This window comes from Mesorhizobium sp. M0136 (genome assembly GCF_040322515.1).
Lineage (GTDB): Bacteria > Pseudomonadota > Alphaproteobacteria > Rhizobiales > Rhizobiaceae > Mesorhizobium.
On the sequence record NZ_JAMYTP010000010.1, the window covers coordinates 173,795 to 189,134 of the forward strand.

Consider the following 15,340-nt stretch of genomic DNA (forward strand, 5'->3'; position numbering starts at 1 on the left):
GGTGACCTCCTTCCTTTCGATTTTCCGCTTCCCCAAGGTCCAGATTCGCTACAGCCCGAAAGGATAAGTCTCGGGGAGGCCTGTCCCCGCATGCTCCGGCCCAAGCGGCGTCACGGCATTGGTCTCATCGAACCAGACGAAAGCATCGAACTGGCGGGCGAGCGAGGCGTCCGCATAGTGGCTGTGCAGCTCGGTCTCGGGCCGATAGATGACGCCGATAAAGCGTTCCAGCCGGCGCTCCAGAAGCCGTTGGCGCAGCGTGTCGTCGCGCTCGAAATCGAGCAGGAAAGGCGAGACGCCGCTGTCGTGGCAAAGCCGCTCATAGCTGTCGTTGTGGGAAGGCCGAACCGGTTTCACTTCCATGTCGCCGTCCCAGTCGGTGGCAGCGGCAACCGTCCCGGAATGCGTACTGAGCCCAATCAAGGCAACCTCGTCGCCAAGACGCTGGCGACAGAGCTGGCCGATGTTCAATTCGTCCCTGACGATCCCCATCTCGGTATAGCGGGCATCGCCAATATGGGAATTATGCGCCCACACCACCGCCTTGGCGTTCGGGCCGCGGGCCTGCAGCAGATGCTCCAGCGTTTCGAACATGTGGGTGTCGCGCAGGTTCCAGGATTGCGCGCCGCCATAATACATGGTGCGGTAATAGCGCTCGGCGGAGGCGACCAGGCGGGCGTTCTGGGTGGCGTCGAGGAAATCGAACCCGTCCTGCTGCGCATAGTCGAGCTCTCTGGCAAGCAGTTCCCGGCATTGCTCGAGCACGGCCTTCTCGCATTTCTGGTAGCCGGAGGTGAGTGCGACACGGCCATAAGTGGCCGGGTCGTTCTGCCACGGAGTCAGGCAGCCGTAGCGTTCGCGTGCGATCCTTGCCGCCTGCGGATCGACCCGGTCGAGATATTGCAGGACCGCCGCGATCGACCCGCCCATATTGTAAATGTCGAGGCCATAGAACCCGGCCCGCCGGGAGGATATCCTGATCCGCTCATTATGCTCTCGCATCCAGTCGACGAACGCCGCGACGTCGGTGTTGCGCCACATCCAGGTGGGAAAGCGCTGGAACGGCGGATCGGCGCCCGGCCGTGGTGGCCGGTGGCGGACGTAACGGTCGATCGCCGCGGCATCGGGCCAGTCGGCCTCGACCGCGACGATGGTGAAGCCATGCTTCTCGATCAGCCTGCGAGTGATCGCGGCGCGCGCACGATAGAACTCCGACGTGCCGTGGCTGGCTTCGCCGAGCAAGACGACGCGGCGGTCGGCAAACCGGTCGAACAGCGCACCGAAGGCCGGATCGTCGACATCCGGAAGCGGTTCGGCGGCGGCCGCTATCATCTGCGGCAGGCTGCTCCTGCGCTGATGCCGGTGCGGAAGATCGGCCGCTATCTGGCTGTCGCTGCCTGGCTCGCCCCAGCCTTGCTCGCCGATCAGCGGAACAAACCGCACGCCGCCGAAATCCTCCTCGGTGTAAGTTGCTGCGCCGGTCCGGGTGACCTTGAGTAGGCGCTGCGCGTCGAATTCATCGCCGACCGGGATGATAAGCCGGCCGGCGACGTCGAGCTGTTCTTGCAGAGCGAGCGGTGCGCCGGGTCCAGCGGCTGCAACCAGGATCGCATCGAAGGGTGCAGCTTCTGGCCAACCCTTGGTGCCGTCGCCGGTGCGGACTTCGATATTGTCGTAGCCAAGCTTTTTAAACCGCTGCCTTGCCGATTCAGCCAACGCGGCGTGGCGCTCGATGGTGTAGACACGTTCGACGATCCGGCTCATTACGGCAGCCGCATAGCCCGAGCCGGTGCCGACCTCGAGAACATGGTCACCGGCTCCGACCCCGGCCATTTCGATCATCAACGCAACGATATAGGGCTGCGATATCGTCTGACCTTCGGCGATCGGCAGCGGCCCGTCTTCATAGGCAAATTCTTCAAAACCGGGCTCGACGAAAGCCTCGCGCGGGACCTCGCGCATCGCCTGAAGGACATTGCGGTCGCGAATGCCACGGCGGCTTAGGTGAATGTCGACCATTTGGTTGCGGGCATGGGAGAGATCGAGCATTTTTTGCTCCTCCTACGGGCCTCCGCCACAATCGCCCAAGCTGCTCAACGGCACTTTGGCCAGTCGATGTCCCGGGGGCCTCGGCAGTCCCCTTGGATTCATGCAATGCGGTGCAGCTTCCTAACCGTTGGCAAGCCCCGAGGTTCCCCAAAAGACCGACCCGCTTTTTGTCGCGCGAGGCGGGTTGCAGGATCGGCAAGCGGGAGCTGGCCGCGCCCGCCCAAACTTATTTCGAGGCAAATCCTTTCTCCGAGGCGACGCCACTCCAGATAACGACGGACGAGGGTATTCCGGAGGCATTCCATGAACGACGAGGCCCGCACGACTGCGCAAACAACCGGCCTTGACCAGATGGATCTGATGGACCGCTACTGGCGCGCCGCGAACTACATCTCGGTTGGTCAGATCTATCTGCTCGACAATCCGCTCTTGCGCGAGCCCTTGCGGCCCGAGCACATCAAGCCACGGCTGCTCGGCCATTGGGGCACGACGCCCGGCCTCAATTTCATCTATGTGCATCTGAACCGGATCATCCGTGAACGTGGTCTCGATGTTCTTTTCATCTGCGGGCCGGGTCACGGCGGCCCGGCAATGGTCGCGAACACCTGGCTCGAGGGCACCTACAGCGAAATTTATCCCGAGATCGGCAGGGATGAAGACGGCCTGCGAAAGCTGTTCCGGCAGTTCTCGTTCCCCGGTGGTGTGCCGAGCCACGCTGCCCCGGAGACACCCGGCTCGATCCACGAAGGCGGAGAGCTCGGCTATGCGCTGGTCCATGCCTTCGGCGCCGCCTTCGACAATCCGAACCTTGTGGTTGCCTGCGTCGTCGGCGACGGCGAAGCCGAGACCGGCCCGCTCGCCGCGGCCTGGCATTCCAACAAGTTCCTGAACCCGGCATCCGACGGTGCCGTCCTGCCGATCCTGCATCTCAACGGCTACAAGATCGCCAGCCCCACGATCCTCGGCCGTATGGAAGACGAGGCGTTGCGCAGCCTGTTCCTCGGCTATGGCTACGAAACCTTTTTCGTGGAAGGCCACGAGCCTGCCCCGATGCATCGGGAGATGGCCCGCACGCTCGATACCGTGCTCGACCGGATCCACTCCATCCAGGAGCCTGCACGAGCCGCGGGCTGGAAGGGAGAGCGGCCGCTGTGGCCGATGATCGTGCTGCGCAGCCCAAAGGGCTGGACCGGGCCGAAAGAGGTCGACGGCAGACGAGTCGAGGATTTCTGGCGCTCGCACCAGGTCCCGGTGTCGAACGCACGCGGCGATGCGGCGCACCGCCAGATCCTCGAAGACTGGATGCGCAGCTACGAACCGAAGACGCTGTTCGATGAAGGCGGGCATCTCCTGGCGGAGCTCGCGGCGCTGGCGCCCACAGGGCCAAGACGCATGGGCGCAATCCCCTACGCCAATGGCGGCCTGCTGAAGCAAGACCTCGTGCTTCCCGACTGGAAAGGCCTGGCGCTCGACGTACCGCGTCCGGGCGGCACTGTTGGGGAGGCAACGCGGACCGTGGGGAGCTATCTTCGCGACGTGATCCGCTTGAACGCCGAGGCCAGGAATTTCCGGCTGATGGGACCCGACGAGACGTCCTCGAACCGCCTCGACGACGTGTTCGAGGTTACGGACCGGGTCTGGATGGAGCGGATCGAGCCTTACGACGTTCATCTTTCCCGCGGCGGCCGCGTCATGGAAGTGCTCAGCGAGCACCTTTGCCAAGGCTGGCTGGAGGGCTATCTGCTGACCGGCCGCCACGGCCTGTTCTCGTGCTACGAGGCGTTCGTCCACATCGTCGATTCCATGGTCAACCAGCACGCCAAATGGCTGAAGACCTCCGGCGAACTTGCCTGGCGCAAGCCGATCGCCTCGCTAAACTACCTGCTGACCTCGCATGTCTGGCGGCAAGATCACAACGGCTTCAGCCATCAGGATCCGGGCTTTGCCGATTTCGTCGCCAACAAGAAGGCCGACACGGTAAGGCTCTATTTCCCGCCGGATGCAAACACGCTGCTGTGGATCACCGACCATTGCCTGAAAACCTACAACCGCATCAACGTCATCGTCGCCGGCAAGCAGCTGGCGCCGCAATGGCTGTCCGCCGAGGACGCGGAAGCGCACTGCAAGGCCGGCGCGGGCATCTGGGAATGGGCCGGGACGGTTGCCAAGGGCGAAGATCCGGATGTGGTCCTGGCTTGCGCCGGCGACGTGCCGACGCTGGAGACGCTTGCCGCAGCCGACATCCTGCGCTCGGGCGTTCCGGACCTGAAGATCCGCCTCGTCAATGTCGTCGACCTGATGATTTTGCAGTCGAATTCCGAACATCCGCATGGCTTTGCCGACGACAGATTCGACGCGCTGTTCACCAAGGCCAAGCCGGTCATCTTCGCCTATCACGGCTACCCCTATCTCATTCACCGTCTGACCTATCGGCGCGCCAACCACGACAACATGCATGTGCATGGCTTTCGCGAGGAAGGCACGACGACGACGCCGTTCGATATGGTCGTGCTTAACCAGCTCGACCGCTATCATCTGGCGCTCGCCGCGATCGCGCGTGTGCCGGGGCTGGCCGAGCGGGCGAAGGAGCTTGCCGCGGCGCTGCATGAGAAATTAGCTGAGCACAAGGCCTATGTCCGCGAACATGGCGAGGACATGCCCGAGATCCAGAAATGGTCCTGGCCACAGGACGGCGCGACAAGGGCCGGCGATTGATGCTACGATCGATCCTTGCGTTGAATGCCGGCTCGTCGAGCATCAAGTTCGGACTTTACGACCTTGCAGCATCCGCCGAGCTGGATCTTGCGTCGCGCGGTTCGCTGGATCTGGGCGATGCGCCAAGGCTGACCGCAAAAGCCGCCGATGGCGAGCTGCAGTGCGATCGGCCACTTGCCGCGGACGCATCGCCCGACATGGGCCTCGGCCAGATGCTGCAATGGATCGAGAACGAACTTGGCGGAAGGAAACTGATCGCCGCCGGCCATCGCATCGTCCATGGCGGACGCGAGTTCGTCGAACCTGTCCGCCTGACGCCGACAGTTATCGAGGCTCTCGACAGGCTGACGCCGCTTGCGCCACTGCACCAGCCGCGCAGCCTCGCACCAATCCGGGCGCTTGCCGCGCTGCGGCCCGACCTGCCGCAGGTCGGATGCTTCGACACGGCCTTCCATAGGACCATCGAGCCTCTGGTCAGCCGTTTTGCGCTGCCGCGCCGCTATGAGGCAGACGGCATCCACCGCTACGGCTTTCACGGGCTTTCCTACGAATATGTCGCGGGCCGGCTCAAGCAGATATCGCCCGATCTGGCGGCGAAAAGAACCATCGTCGCCCATCTCGGCAACGGGGCGAGCCTGTGCGCCATGCGCGACGGGAGAAGCGTCGATACGACGATGGGCTTTTCGGCGCTTGACGGCCTGGTCATGGGCACACGCTGCGGCGCCATCGATCCGGGCGTGCTTTTGTACCTCCTGCTGGAAAGAGGCGTTTCGGGAGAGGCGCTGCAAGACATGCTCTACGAGGAATCCGGCCTGCTCGGCGTGTCCGGCATTTCCGGCGACATGCGCACGCTGGAGGCCAGCGATGACCGCCGGGCGCGCGAAGCGGTGGAGCTTTTCGCCTTCCGCGCCGCCAGGGAAGTTGCCGCCCTCGCCAATACGCTGGGCGGGCTGGAATGCCTGGTCTTCACCGGCGGCATCGGCGAGCACTCTGCCGCGGCCCGCAAAGCGATTTGCGGCAGGCTTGGCTGGCTCGGCGTGGCGATCGACGAAGCCGACAACAGCTCCCATGAAGCGCTCATAAGCCAGGCGGACAGCAAGGTCGAAGTCCGCGTCATCGCAACCGACGAAGAAGGTGTAATCGCCCGCCACACGCGCAAGGTGATCGACGGGCCTGGCTGATGCGGATGGCCTTGAATGGCGCTTGCTCGGCCGGCTACGTCGCGACGGCGGCCGATCTGTTGAACACGATGGTCACCCGCGTTCCTTTGCCGGGGGCACAATCCACCTCGAACCGGGCTTTGGCATTTTCAATCAGCGATTGAGCGATCAACGCGCCGAGCTTGCCGGGTTTCGGCCAGGTCTCGCCTTCGGGCAGGCCGATGCCGTCATCGGCGACTACGATGCGAAAACCGTCTCCGTCGACGACGCTGCGCAGCGTGATCGTCCCGCCTTCGCGACCCAGAAAGGCGTGTTTCAGCGCGTTCGTCAAAAGCTCATTGACCACCAGACCCGTTGGCATCGCCACGTTGATGGACACGGGATAGGTATCGACCTTCATGTCCAGCCGGATGCCCTGCATGGCGTGCGACGTCATCACGGCGGAAGCGATCTGGCTGAGATAGACGCCAAGGTCCACTTCGGCCTTCCGTTCGTCGACCGACAGCGTCTGGTAGAGAATTGCGAGCGCATCGACGCGGCCGGCGAGGCGCTCGAAGCGTTTCTGATCGGGTGACGCCGCACTGCGGGCCTCCAATCTGATGAGAGCCGTGATCATCTGGAGATTGTTCTTCATCCGATGCTGCAACTCGCGCAGCAGCATGTCCTTTTCCCGAATGCGTTGTTCGATGGCCTCGCTGTCGCTTGCCTTGTGCGCGGTAACGTCGACAAGGGCGACCAGTCGAAAGGACCGTCGCCCGCGCTCGTCCTCGATCAGGTTCGAATAGACATCGACGATGGCTGGCGCTGCGGCAGCACGTTGTATCCTGAATGTTCCCGCACGATCGATATCCTCGACGATGGCCCGGGCCAGCGGCCGGTCCTTGTATTCGCTCAAGCCTTCTCCGCTCAGTGCGGCCCAGTTCCAGCGCTCGAGCTCGGCGACGGATACGCCTGACAATTTCTGGAACTCGGAATTGACATAGACGACACGTTCGTCGCCGCTGAGATCGGAAATTGCGATCGCGATCGGCAGCTGGTCGAGAAATCTCTTGAATTGTTCGCTATCCAGCACGCCCGCCAGATGCGGGGTATCGAGCAATTGCTGGAGCTGCTCGGTTTTTTCGACTTCGGCGGGCATTCCAGGCTTTCGATGTTTCCGGTGAAACCATGATCAATATCAGGTCGCTCACCAACTGCGAAGTCCGCTCATTGCCGCGCGGCTACGAATGGCGGAGAGCCGAGATCATGGTTGAGAAGCGTCGGAAGACTCAGCTCGAATGGCTCTGCTCGACCAGATGGTATTTATACCGGTCGCGAATATGTTCGTTGAAGAACCGGCCCTTCGACGAAGCCTTGCGGAACGCGGCGTGGACCTGCGGCGGAACGTCCTCGTAATCATAGCGGTTTCCGCTCGGGACGAACCACACCGAGAGTACCCTCGTCGCCGGCTGGTAGTCGATGTTTCTGATCGCAGTTGAAGGCATCTCGACAGCTCCAATGCTCGGCAGTGCTCCAATCCACGCCATCGTGTGAATAACCCTGCACGGAGAGCGAGGTTCCTTGCTGCCGAAGCAGCCTTGCCGCTACGGGCCGGCTTCACCAAGTACAGTTGATGCCACCGCTCAAGACATCGGCTGCAGCCCGTCAGGGCGATCTCTTTGCCGCCACCGACGACCTGCCGAAAGGATTCCGCTACCGGCCCGAACTGATCACGCCGGACGAGGAAGCAGCGTTGGCAAGCCAGCTCGACGGCCTGCCTTTTCAGCCCTTCGACTTTCACGGCCATCTGGCAAACCGGCGGGTGGTCGGCTTCGGGCTGCGTTACGACTACGACCGGCGCGAAGTCGTCGAAGCACCGCCGATACCTGGCTTTCTGCTGCCGCTCAGGGACAAAGTTGCAGCCTTTGCCCGCCTGCCGGCCGAAACGTTCGTGCAGGTGCTGATCAACGAGTACCGGCCGGGCGCCGGTATCGGCTGGCATCGCGACAAGCCTCATTTCGAAGTGGTCGCCGGCGTTTCGCTGCTGGCCGCCTGCAGCTTCCGCCTGCGCCGGAAAAACGGCACGCGATGGGATCGCAAGACGGTCACCGTCGAGCCAAGATCAGCCTATTTGATGACGGGTGCTGCGCGCAACGAATGGGAGCACAGCATTCCGCCGGTCGCCGAGCACCGCTATTCGATCACATTACGCACGCTGCGCGCTCAAAATTCGCTTGGGATAGCGCTGTAAGGCAAGCCAGGCGCCGCCCTGAAGTACTGAGCCGATACGATTTCATGGGTCGCCATGCCGACCGGCCAAATCCGCCAGCATGGCGCGCTGGCCTTTCAGTATCTTGAGGTTGGCTTCAGGCAGGGAGAACCAGCCCGCTCTGTCGACTTCGGCAAATTCCTTCATCGAGCCGGACCTTGGCGGCCATTCCATGACGAAGGTGTTGCTGCTTATGGCGTCGCTGTCGAAATCCGCTTCGACGCACCATGCGACGACGAGCTTGCCGCCCGGCTGCCGGTAGCTGCCAAGGTGTTCGAAAACTCCATCGATGGCGACCCCGAGCTCCTCTTCGGCTTCGCGTTTTGCCGCCGCCAGTTCGTCTTCGTTCTCGTCGACCAGGCCCTTGGGGATCGACCATGCGCCGTCATCCTTCTTCGCCCAGAATGGGCCGCCGGGATGCACCAGCAGCACCTGAAGTGAACCTCGGCTTTGGCGATAAATGAGCAACCCTGCGCTGCGTTTGGCCATTCCGCTATTCCCCTGACGAAAATGAACCGAATGTTCTCGTCCGGGCCGGCGTATGGACCAGCCTGCCACGGCGGAACGATTTCGGCTCGCAGCCGTTCCGTCCGTTCGGCAAATGAGTGATTGACATGGCGACGCCGCGAGCTGCCTGGAAGGGCTTTATGAAAGTCGGATCGGTTTCCTGTGGCGTCAAGATCATCGGCGCCGTCAGCGAGGCCGAGAAAGTGCATTTCAGGATCCTGAACCGCAAGGACGGTCTCCCGGTCAAGAGCGCTTATATCGACGAGGAGACCGGCGATACGGTGGAGGCTGCCGACCAGGTAAAGGGCTATGAGGTCGAGAAGGGCGAATTCATCCGCATAGAGCCGGACGAAATCAAGAAACTAAAGATGGTATCGCAGCACACGCTCGAGATCGGCGAGTTTGTGCCCACCGCCGAAATCGACGCACGCTACCTCGAAAAGCCCTATTATCTGGTCCCGGCCGACGCGCCCTCCACTGAGGCCTTCGCGGTGATCCGGGACGCCATGGCCAGGAAGAAAGTGGCAGCCCGCTCCTGCGTCGTGCTGTACCAGCGAGGCCGAGAGGTGCTGATCCAGCCGCTGGGCAAGGGCATGGTGATGACGGAATTACGCAACCACAATGAAGTGGTCGCAACCGACGCGGTGTTCGAAGGACTGAAGGCTCGCAAGGTCGATCCCGAGATGCTGGAAATCGCGCAATTGCTGATCGACAAGAAGCCCGCCAAATTCGACCCGTCGAAGTTCGAAGACACTTATGAACAGGCGCTGGTTGCGATGATCGAAGCCAAGCGCAAGGGCAAGAAACCGCCCAAGCCGGCACCTGCGCCGAGGACGAATGTCGTCAACCTCGCCGATATTCTGCGCAGAAGCCTGGCGCAGGAAGGCGGCAAGGCTCCTAACAAAGGTCCGGGAATGGCCGCGAAACGCAGATCAGCCTGAATGTCCGAAAGCGGATCGAACGGAACCGAAAACGCTCGCGCGCATTTAGATGACGTAGCAATCCGTCGGCAAGCCAAGCGGAGCGGGGGACTGGTGGACGTCGTTGAACTAAAGACTGGCGGAATCCCGCAAGTTTCCTCCGCCGATCTGATGCAGGCGTTGCCTGTGGCTGTCTACACCACCGACAGACAAGGCTACATCTCGTTCTTCAATGAAGCCGCTGCCGATCTCTGGGGATATCGCCCGGTTATCGGCCAGGACCGCTGGTGCGGATCATGGAAGCTTCGCCACCTCGACGGGCGGCCGATGGCGCACGACGAATGTCCGATGGCCGTTGCCTTGCTGGAGGAGCGGGACGTTCCTGGGGGCCGGGCGATCGCCGAGCGGCCGGACGGCCAGTTCATCCCGTTCAGCGCGCATCCGGTCCTGCTTCGCGATGCGAACGGCGAGGTCGTCGGCGCCATTAACACCTTGCTCGACCTGCGCACCCAGGCGCTGGCTGACGACGCCAGCATAAGGCTCGCTGCCATCGTCGAATCCTCGATGGACGCCATCGTGTCGAAAGACCTGAACGGCATTATCACCAGCTGGAACGACGCGGCACAACGCCTGTTCGGCTACACGCCCGCGGAGGCGATCGGTCGCCCGGTGACGATGCTCATCCCGCCCGACCACCTGGATGAGGAAGCCATGATCATCAGCCGCATTCGCGCCGGCGAACGGATTCCTTCATATGAGACTATCCGGCAGCGCAAGGACGGCACCCTGGTTCCGGTTTCGCTCACCATCTCGCCGATACGCGACGGCATTGGGCGTATCGTCGGCGCTTCCAAGATCGCGCGCGACATCAGCCCGCACAAGGACAGCGAACGGCGTATCCGCACACTCATGCGGGAAGTCAACCATCGCGTTAAAAACCAGTATTCGGTGATCGTCTCGATGATCCGCGAGACCAGCAAGCTGGCGGGTACGCCAGAGGCTTTCCTTTCCCAGGTCCGGGAACGCATCATGGCACTTTCGGAATCACACGATCTGCTGGTCGATGCCGAATGGCGTGGCGCGACTATCGGCGAATTGATCCATGCCCAGACCAAAGCCTTCGCGACACAGGCCAGGCTGTCGATGAGCGGACCGATGATCATGCTGCAGCCGAATGCGGTGCAATATCTCGGCATTGCCTTTCACGAGCTGGCCACCAATTCGGTAAAGCACGGAGCGCTGTCGCGCCTTGACGGGCGGGTCGAGGTCGAATGGACCGTGACGCCAGCCGCCGACGGCAGCGACGGCTTCCGCCTTGTCTGGCGGGAACTGGACGGACCATTGGTCGATGAAAACACGCGACGCGGTTTCGGAACGGTCGTGCTCAAACGCGTCACCCCGCAGGCGCTCAGCGGCACCGGCCGCCTGGAATTTGAGAGGCACGGCATCACCTGGACGCTGGAAGCGCCGCTGCGCTTCGTTCAGATGTCGATGGCTGGCATTGCGGCTGATTGAAAGCCGCTATCTCGGCCGCGGCTTGGAGGCCGTGTGGCAACGCAATCGCTATGGCAGCAATCAGGAGGAGTAGCGATGAGTTGGCTGGGCACCTGGCGGAACCAGTACGGGTCGGTCGTCGAACTGACCAGCGAAGAGGGCGGACGGACCAGCGGAACCTTCAGGACGGCGCTGGAGGACAGCGCCTTCTTCGGCACGACGGTGCCGCTGTTCGGAGCCTGCCATGGAGATGTCATCGGATTCACCTGCGCGGCCGAAGGGCGTGTCGGAGCCGCAGCGGTGAGCTATACCGGCATCCTCAGGGAGGGGAAGCTGGAGATGCTATGGCACACCGTTGCGGATGCCGCTTTGTCGGCGGAAAAGGAAGGGGCGCCGGCCCGAGCCAGGAAACTCCCCGCCTGGCGTGCCTTTGGAACCAGCCTCGACAGTTTTGAACGCGTCTCCTGATTATCGCGCCCGCCACCGCGGCATTCAGCTCGCAAGCGAGGCAGCAGGGTCCCGCGGCGCGTAGGAACTCGCACTGACAATGGCGCGTTGGTGCGCCAGGACATGCGCTGTTCGTTACGGGATCGACCCAATGAGCGTGCTTTATCGCGCAGCGAAAATCGCCGAACAGGCTCATGCCGGGCAGACGGACAAGACAGGGCGGCCTTATATCGAACATTGCCGCCGGGTCGTCGATGCCGTCGAAACGCTCGACCAGAAAGCCATCGCCTATCTTCACGACGTCATCGAAAAAGGCGACGGCTGGAATCGCGACCGGCTTGAGGCGGCCGGGTTCGGGCCGTCCATCGTATCGGCCGTCGACGCACTGACGCGGCGGCCGAACGAGGACGATTCCGTGTTCGTTCGCAGGGCTGCGGCCAACCCGCTGGCGTTGCCGGTCAAACGCGCCGATCTCGCCGACAATCTATGGCAGGCACGGCAGATCGGTGCCTCGACAGAGAAATACGAAGCCGGCCTGCGCATTCTCAGAGAAGAGTTCGCGAGCTGACGGAAAGCTGCCGGCTGTCGCCGATGTGGGTCTATTCGGTGACGTGCGGCGTATGCCGCTTGTCCTCCGCGGGATCGGCCTCAATCCGCGCCCGGCCGGGATCGAACGCGCCGTGGCGGGCGATCGCCAGTGCCGGGGTGTCGGGCGTCTCGTAGGCCCACATGAAGTCTTCTGCCGACGAGCCGACCGCATGAACACGCCAATAACTTGCCGTGCCCTTCAGCGGGCTGTGGCTCGTTGTGTTTGTCTTCTCCAGAAGGTCGAAATAGATGTCCTCGAAGGGTATGTAGAAGACAGGATCATGACCGTCTTCGTAGAGCAGCTTTGCCCGCGCGCTCGACGCAATAATGGCGTCGGAGAACCGAACGGTTACGGTTCCATCGAACGGGACAATCCTGAGCGGGCCTGAGCGGGGGGCGGAATTTGCGGCTAAGGGCTGCATTCGACTTCTCCGTAGACTGCGCTGCCCTCCCGAAACGTGTTGTTGCCCGTCAGGGTTCCAGACCGCGGGCGCGCCGACGCCGGCGGTGGAACGGTTTTACAAGGTCGTCGTTGTTTCAGACCTCCGCACGCGCCATAATCGCAATGGCCGCCACTCGCCGACTCAACAGCAAATGGATCACATGCTGGATCGATCGCCTACCCTTCCAAGGTCGCTTGGCGCTGCGCTGCGAAGGGAAGTGCCGCGGTTTACGGCGCCCGGCAATGAAATTTCGTGCACCACGGTTGCCTCCTACAATGTGCATAAATGCGTCGGCACCGACGGCAGGTTCGATCCGGAGCGGGTCGCGGCCGTGGTCAAGGAACTCGACGCCGATATCATTGCTTTGCAGGAGGCCGACGAAAGAACCGGAAGCAGGCAGGGTTTGCTCGATCTCGCAGCGCTCGAGCGGGATAGCGACCTCGTCCCCACACATGTCCCGGAAAACCGCCGCAGCCATGGCTGGCACGGAAATCTGATCCTGGCGCGCCGCGGCGTGGTCGAAAGCGTGAACCAGATCCGGCTGCCCGGCCTTGAGCCGCGCGGTGCGGTCATCGCGGATCTGGAGCTGAAGGGCGTCTCGCTCAGGATCATAGCCGCACATTTTGGCCTGCTGCGGCGGTCGCGGTCGCAGCAGGCCAACGCGCTGGTCGAAGCCACACACCCGGTTCTGCGGCCAACAATCCTGCTTGGCGACCTCAACGAATGGCGCGTCCGCAACAGGTCTTCGCTGCTGGCCCTGCTGCCGCATTTCGGTCCGATCGATGCGGTTCTGCCGAGCTTTCCGTCGCGCTTTCCACTGTTTGCGCTCGACCGCATTCTGGCCAGGCCGCCCCACCTGATTTCCAGCATCGAGGTGCACAAGACGCCGCTGGCGCAGCGCGCTTCCGATCATCTGCCGATCAAGGCCCGGCTGAACCTGGACGCGATACGGCAGCCGCGACTGCAACCAGAATGAAGCTGAAGGGTTGTTAGTCAGATTTCAGACCGTTTGCTTCGCTGATGTTTGCCGGTGCACTTGATGGATACAGCCATTTCGCGGTTTGCCCGGGACAAGATCGCGGCCGGCAATAGCGGGTTGCTGCTGATCGCCGACAATTATGACGCGTTTGCCGCGCGAATCCTTGCTGCGCGCAGTGCCACAAGCAGCCTCGACCTGATGTACTATCTCTGGCACGACGACCATAGCGGCCGGCTGCTGATGCAGGAGGTCGTCAAGGCGGCGGAGCGCGGTGTCCGCGTCCGCCTGCTGCTGGACGATATAAATCCGCGCAACAGCGACGCCGCTTACCTGGCGCTCAACAGCTACAAGAACATCGAGCTGAGGCTGTTCAACCCCAGCGGCATGAGGAACGGCAGCATCTTTCGCTCGCTGGAGATGGTCGCCCGGCTGTTTGCGATGACCCGCCGCATGCACAACAAGGCCTGGATCGCCGACGGGAGCCTGGCCATCGTCGGCGGAAGGAACATCGGCGATGCCTATTTCGACGCTGCGGAGACGAATTTTCGCGATCTCGACCTGTTGCTTCTCGGTCCCGCCGTAGGGCAGACGATGCAGATCTTCGAGGCGTTCTGGAGTTGCGAGGCGGCAAAGCCGATCGAACTGCTCAACCCGGCTGCAGCGGGCTCGCGCGCCGATTTCCTAGACAATCTCGATGCGACCGCGGACGGCCAGCTTTTGAACAGCCTCCGTGCCTGGCGCACCATCACGGAGTTCATTGTAGCGCACAGCGACGTCTGCTGGACGAAAGGCGTTCGCGTCATTTCCGATCCGCCGGAAAAGGTGCGCGGCAAGAGGCGCAGGAACTGGCTGACAAAGGAGCTGCTTCCCGCTATCGCGGCGACCAGGCAGCGCCTCGAAATTGTCTCGCCCTATTTCATCCCCAGCCGCACCGGGTTGGCCATCCTGTCGAAGCTGGTGGACCGTGGCGCCGAGGTTGCAATCCTGACCAACTCGCTCGCCGCGACGGACGTCGCCGCCGTGCACGGCGCCTATGCCAAATACCGCCGCAAGCTGCTTAAAAAAGGTATCCAGCTTTTCGAATTGCAGCCCTTCGACCGCCAGGCCAACATCTCCGTTTTCGGCTCAAAGGGAGCCAGCCTGCATACCAAGGCCTTTACGGTCGACGACACGCTGGGGTTTGTCGGTTCCTTCAATTTCGATCCGCGTTCGGTGTCGTTGAATGCGGAAATGGGCGTGCTTTTCCACGATATCAATCTGGTAATGGAGTTGCGCCGGCTGTTCGAGCGCGAAAAGTCACCGCAGACGAGCTACCAGCTGATCCTGGACAAAGGAGCCTTGCGGTGGCTCGGCTTGGCGGATGGCGAGATGCGGCAATATTCGCATGAACCGGAGGCCAGTCTCTATCGGCGCATCATTGCAGCACTGGTTGGGTGCCTGCCGATCGAATCGCAATTGTAGAAGTGACGGATTCGTCGGAACGGAATTCTTTGTCGGAACGGAACTCGGGGATCACGAGTTGTAACCGTTGTCCGGAGCATGCCGATGAAGACCACGCTATACAGTTTTCTTGCTGAGCTCTTGCCGTTCTGGATGGCGCATAAACGCAAAATGCGCGCCGACCGTGTCGCTGAGCGGCCGACACGATCTGCCGCAGGTGACGATGTTCGGCCGTCAGGCGACCCGAACCGCGCAACACCGGCGCGACGGCGCAACGCGTCTTAGGGATACCTGCAAATTACACCCCCGCCCCAAATGTCTGGTTAGCGGCATTCTGCGACGCCAAATGA

At 62.3% G+C, this 15,340-nt stretch carries 14 protein-coding genes; 9 read left to right on the forward strand and 5 right to left on the reverse strand.

Going from position 1 to position 15,340, the window contains the following annotated elements; genetic code table 11:
• Positions 1 to 48: 48 nt before the first annotated feature.
• Positions 49 to 2,049 (reverse strand): protein-L-isoaspartate(D-aspartate) O-methyltransferase, encoded by a 2,001-nt coding sequence (locus tag NKJ35_RS14800; RefSeq protein ID WP_352647938.1) that lies wholly within the window; start codon positions 2,047 to 2,049, stop codon positions 49 to 51.
• Positions 2,050 to 2,352: 303 nt separating this feature from the next.
• Between NKJ35_RS14800 and NKJ35_RS14805 the strand changes: the two genes are divergently transcribed.
• Complete coding sequence (locus NKJ35_RS14805; protein ID WP_352647941.1) at positions 2,353 to 4,764, forward strand: phosphoketolase family protein; 2,412 nt, start codon at positions 2,353 to 2,355, stop codon at positions 4,762 to 4,764.
• On the forward strand, positions 4,764 to 5,945 hold the full coding sequence (locus NKJ35_RS14810) for an acetate/propionate family kinase (RefSeq protein ID WP_352477097.1): 1,182 nt from the start codon (positions 4,764 to 4,766) through the stop codon (positions 5,943 to 5,945). The genes NKJ35_RS14805 and NKJ35_RS14810 overlap by 1 nt, the downstream gene beginning before the upstream one ends.
• A 34-nt stretch (positions 5,946 to 5,979) precedes the next feature.
• On the opposite strand, the gene NKJ35_RS14815 is transcribed toward NKJ35_RS14810, so the two are convergent.
• Both NKJ35_RS14815 and NKJ35_RS14820 read right to left on the reverse strand, forming a co-directional pair.
• Complete coding sequence (locus tag NKJ35_RS14815; RefSeq protein WP_352647943.1) at positions 5,980 to 7,062, reverse strand: sensor histidine kinase; 1,083 nt, start codon at positions 7,060 to 7,062, stop codon at positions 5,980 to 5,982.
• Between the two features lie 130 nt (positions 7,063 to 7,192).
• Complete coding sequence (locus NKJ35_RS14820) at positions 7,193 to 7,408, reverse strand: KTSC domain-containing protein (RefSeq protein WP_352476940.1); 216 nt, start codon at positions 7,406 to 7,408, stop codon at positions 7,193 to 7,195.
• Positions 7,409 to 7,536: 128 nt separating this feature from the next.
• Here NKJ35_RS14820 and NKJ35_RS14825 point away from each other — a divergent pair, with 128 nt between their 5' ends.
• Positions 7,537 to 8,154, forward strand: coding sequence for an alpha-ketoglutarate-dependent dioxygenase AlkB (locus tag NKJ35_RS14825; protein ID WP_352647944.1), 618 nt, complete (start codon positions 7,537 to 7,539; stop codon positions 8,152 to 8,154).
• A gap of 42 nt (positions 8,155 to 8,196) precedes the next feature.
• Here the strand turns inward: NKJ35_RS14825 and NKJ35_RS14830 are convergent, their stop codons facing one another.
• Positions 8,197 to 8,661, reverse strand: a complete 465-nt coding sequence (locus NKJ35_RS14830; RefSeq protein WP_352647946.1) for an NUDIX hydrolase — start codon at positions 8,659 to 8,661, stop codon at positions 8,197 to 8,199.
• A gap of 125 nt (positions 8,662 to 8,786) precedes the next feature.
• Here NKJ35_RS14830 and ku point away from each other — a divergent pair, with 125 nt between their 5' ends.
• From ku to NKJ35_RS14850, 4 genes are all read left to right on the forward strand, one after another.
• The gene (gene ku / locus NKJ35_RS14835) at positions 8,787 to 9,620 is read left to right on the forward strand and encodes a non-homologous end joining protein Ku (RefSeq protein ID WP_352647948.1); all 834 of its coding nucleotides are present in this window, start codon (positions 8,787 to 8,789) and stop codon (positions 9,618 to 9,620) included.
• Positions 9,621 to 9,713: 93 nt separating this feature from the next.
• A complete protein-coding gene (locus NKJ35_RS14840; RefSeq protein WP_352647949.1) occupies positions 9,714 to 11,114 on the forward strand; it encodes a PAS domain-containing HWE histidine kinase family protein in 1,401 nt (466 codons plus the stop codon).
• 75 nt (positions 11,115 to 11,189) lie between these two features.
• Complete coding sequence (locus tag NKJ35_RS14845) at positions 11,190 to 11,561, forward strand: avidin/streptavidin family protein (RefSeq protein ID WP_352647950.1); 372 nt, start codon at positions 11,190 to 11,192, stop codon at positions 11,559 to 11,561.
• A 130-nt stretch (positions 11,562 to 11,691) separates the two neighbouring features.
• Positions 11,692 to 12,108, forward strand: a complete 417-nt coding sequence (locus NKJ35_RS14850) for an HD domain-containing protein (RefSeq protein WP_352647951.1) — start codon at positions 11,692 to 11,694, stop codon at positions 12,106 to 12,108.
• Positions 12,109 to 12,139: 31 nt separating this feature from the next.
• On the opposite strand, the gene NKJ35_RS14855 is transcribed toward NKJ35_RS14850, so the two are convergent.
• Entirely contained in the window at positions 12,140 to 12,550 is a 411-nt protein-coding gene (locus tag NKJ35_RS14855) for a DUF427 domain-containing protein (protein ID WP_352507047.1), read from the reverse strand.
• Positions 12,551 to 12,731: 181 nt separating this feature from the next.
• On the opposite strand from NKJ35_RS14855, the gene NKJ35_RS14860 reads away from it, so the two are divergent.
• On the forward strand, positions 12,732 to 13,547 hold the full coding sequence (locus NKJ35_RS14860; RefSeq protein ID WP_302893445.1) for an endonuclease/exonuclease/phosphatase family protein: 816 nt from the start codon (positions 12,732 to 12,734) through the stop codon (positions 13,545 to 13,547).
• Between the two features lie 63 nt (positions 13,548 to 13,610).
• The gene (locus NKJ35_RS14865) at positions 13,611 to 15,011 is read left to right on the forward strand and encodes a phospholipase D family protein (RefSeq protein WP_352647953.1); all 1,401 of its coding nucleotides are present in this window, start codon (positions 13,611 to 13,613) and stop codon (positions 15,009 to 15,011) included.
• Positions 15,012 to 15,340 lie beyond the last annotated feature (329 nt).

Bases quoted from the DNA above. Each gene is read 5' to 3' on its own strand.
- NKJ35_RS14800 (WP_352647938.1), bottom strand. From the start codon at position 2,049: ATGCTCGATCTCTCCCATGCCCGCAACCAAATGGTCGACATTCACCTA.
- NKJ35_RS14805 (WP_352647941.1), top strand. From the start codon at position 2,353: ATGAACGACGAGGCCCGCACGACTGCGCAAACAACCGGCCTTGACCAG.
- NKJ35_RS14810 (WP_352477097.1), top strand. From the start codon at position 4,764: ATGCTACGATCGATCCTTGCGTTGAATGCCGGCTCGTCGAGCATCAAG.
- NKJ35_RS14815 (WP_352647943.1), bottom strand. From the start codon at position 7,062: ATGCCCGCCGAAGTCGAAAAAACCGAGCAGCTCCAGCAATTGCTCGAT.
- NKJ35_RS14820 (WP_352476940.1), bottom strand. From the start codon at position 7,408: ATGCCTTCAACTGCGATCAGAAACATCGACTACCAGCCGGCGACGAGG.
- NKJ35_RS14825 (WP_352647944.1), top strand. From the start codon at position 7,537: ATGCCACCGCTCAAGACATCGGCTGCAGCCCGTCAGGGCGATCTCTTT.
- NKJ35_RS14830 (WP_352647946.1), bottom strand. From the start codon at position 8,661: ATGGCCAAACGCAGCGCAGGGTTGCTCATTTATCGCCAAAGCCGAGGT.
- ku (WP_352647948.1), top strand. From the start codon at position 8,787: ATGGCGACGCCGCGAGCTGCCTGGAAGGGCTTTATGAAAGTCGGATCG.
- NKJ35_RS14845 (WP_352647950.1), top strand. From the start codon at position 11,190: ATGAGTTGGCTGGGCACCTGGCGGAACCAGTACGGGTCGGTCGTCGAA.
- NKJ35_RS14850 (WP_352647951.1), top strand. From the start codon at position 11,692: ATGAGCGTGCTTTATCGCGCAGCGAAAATCGCCGAACAGGCTCATGCC.
- NKJ35_RS14855 (WP_352507047.1), bottom strand. From the start codon at position 12,550: ATGCAGCCCTTAGCCGCAAATTCCGCCCCCCGCTCAGGCCCGCTCAGG.
- NKJ35_RS14860 (WP_302893445.1), top strand. From the start codon at position 12,732: ATGCTGGATCGATCGCCTACCCTTCCAAGGTCGCTTGGCGCTGCGCTG.
- NKJ35_RS14865 (WP_352647953.1), top strand. From the start codon at position 13,611: ATGGATACAGCCATTTCGCGGTTTGCCCGGGACAAGATCGCGGCCGGC.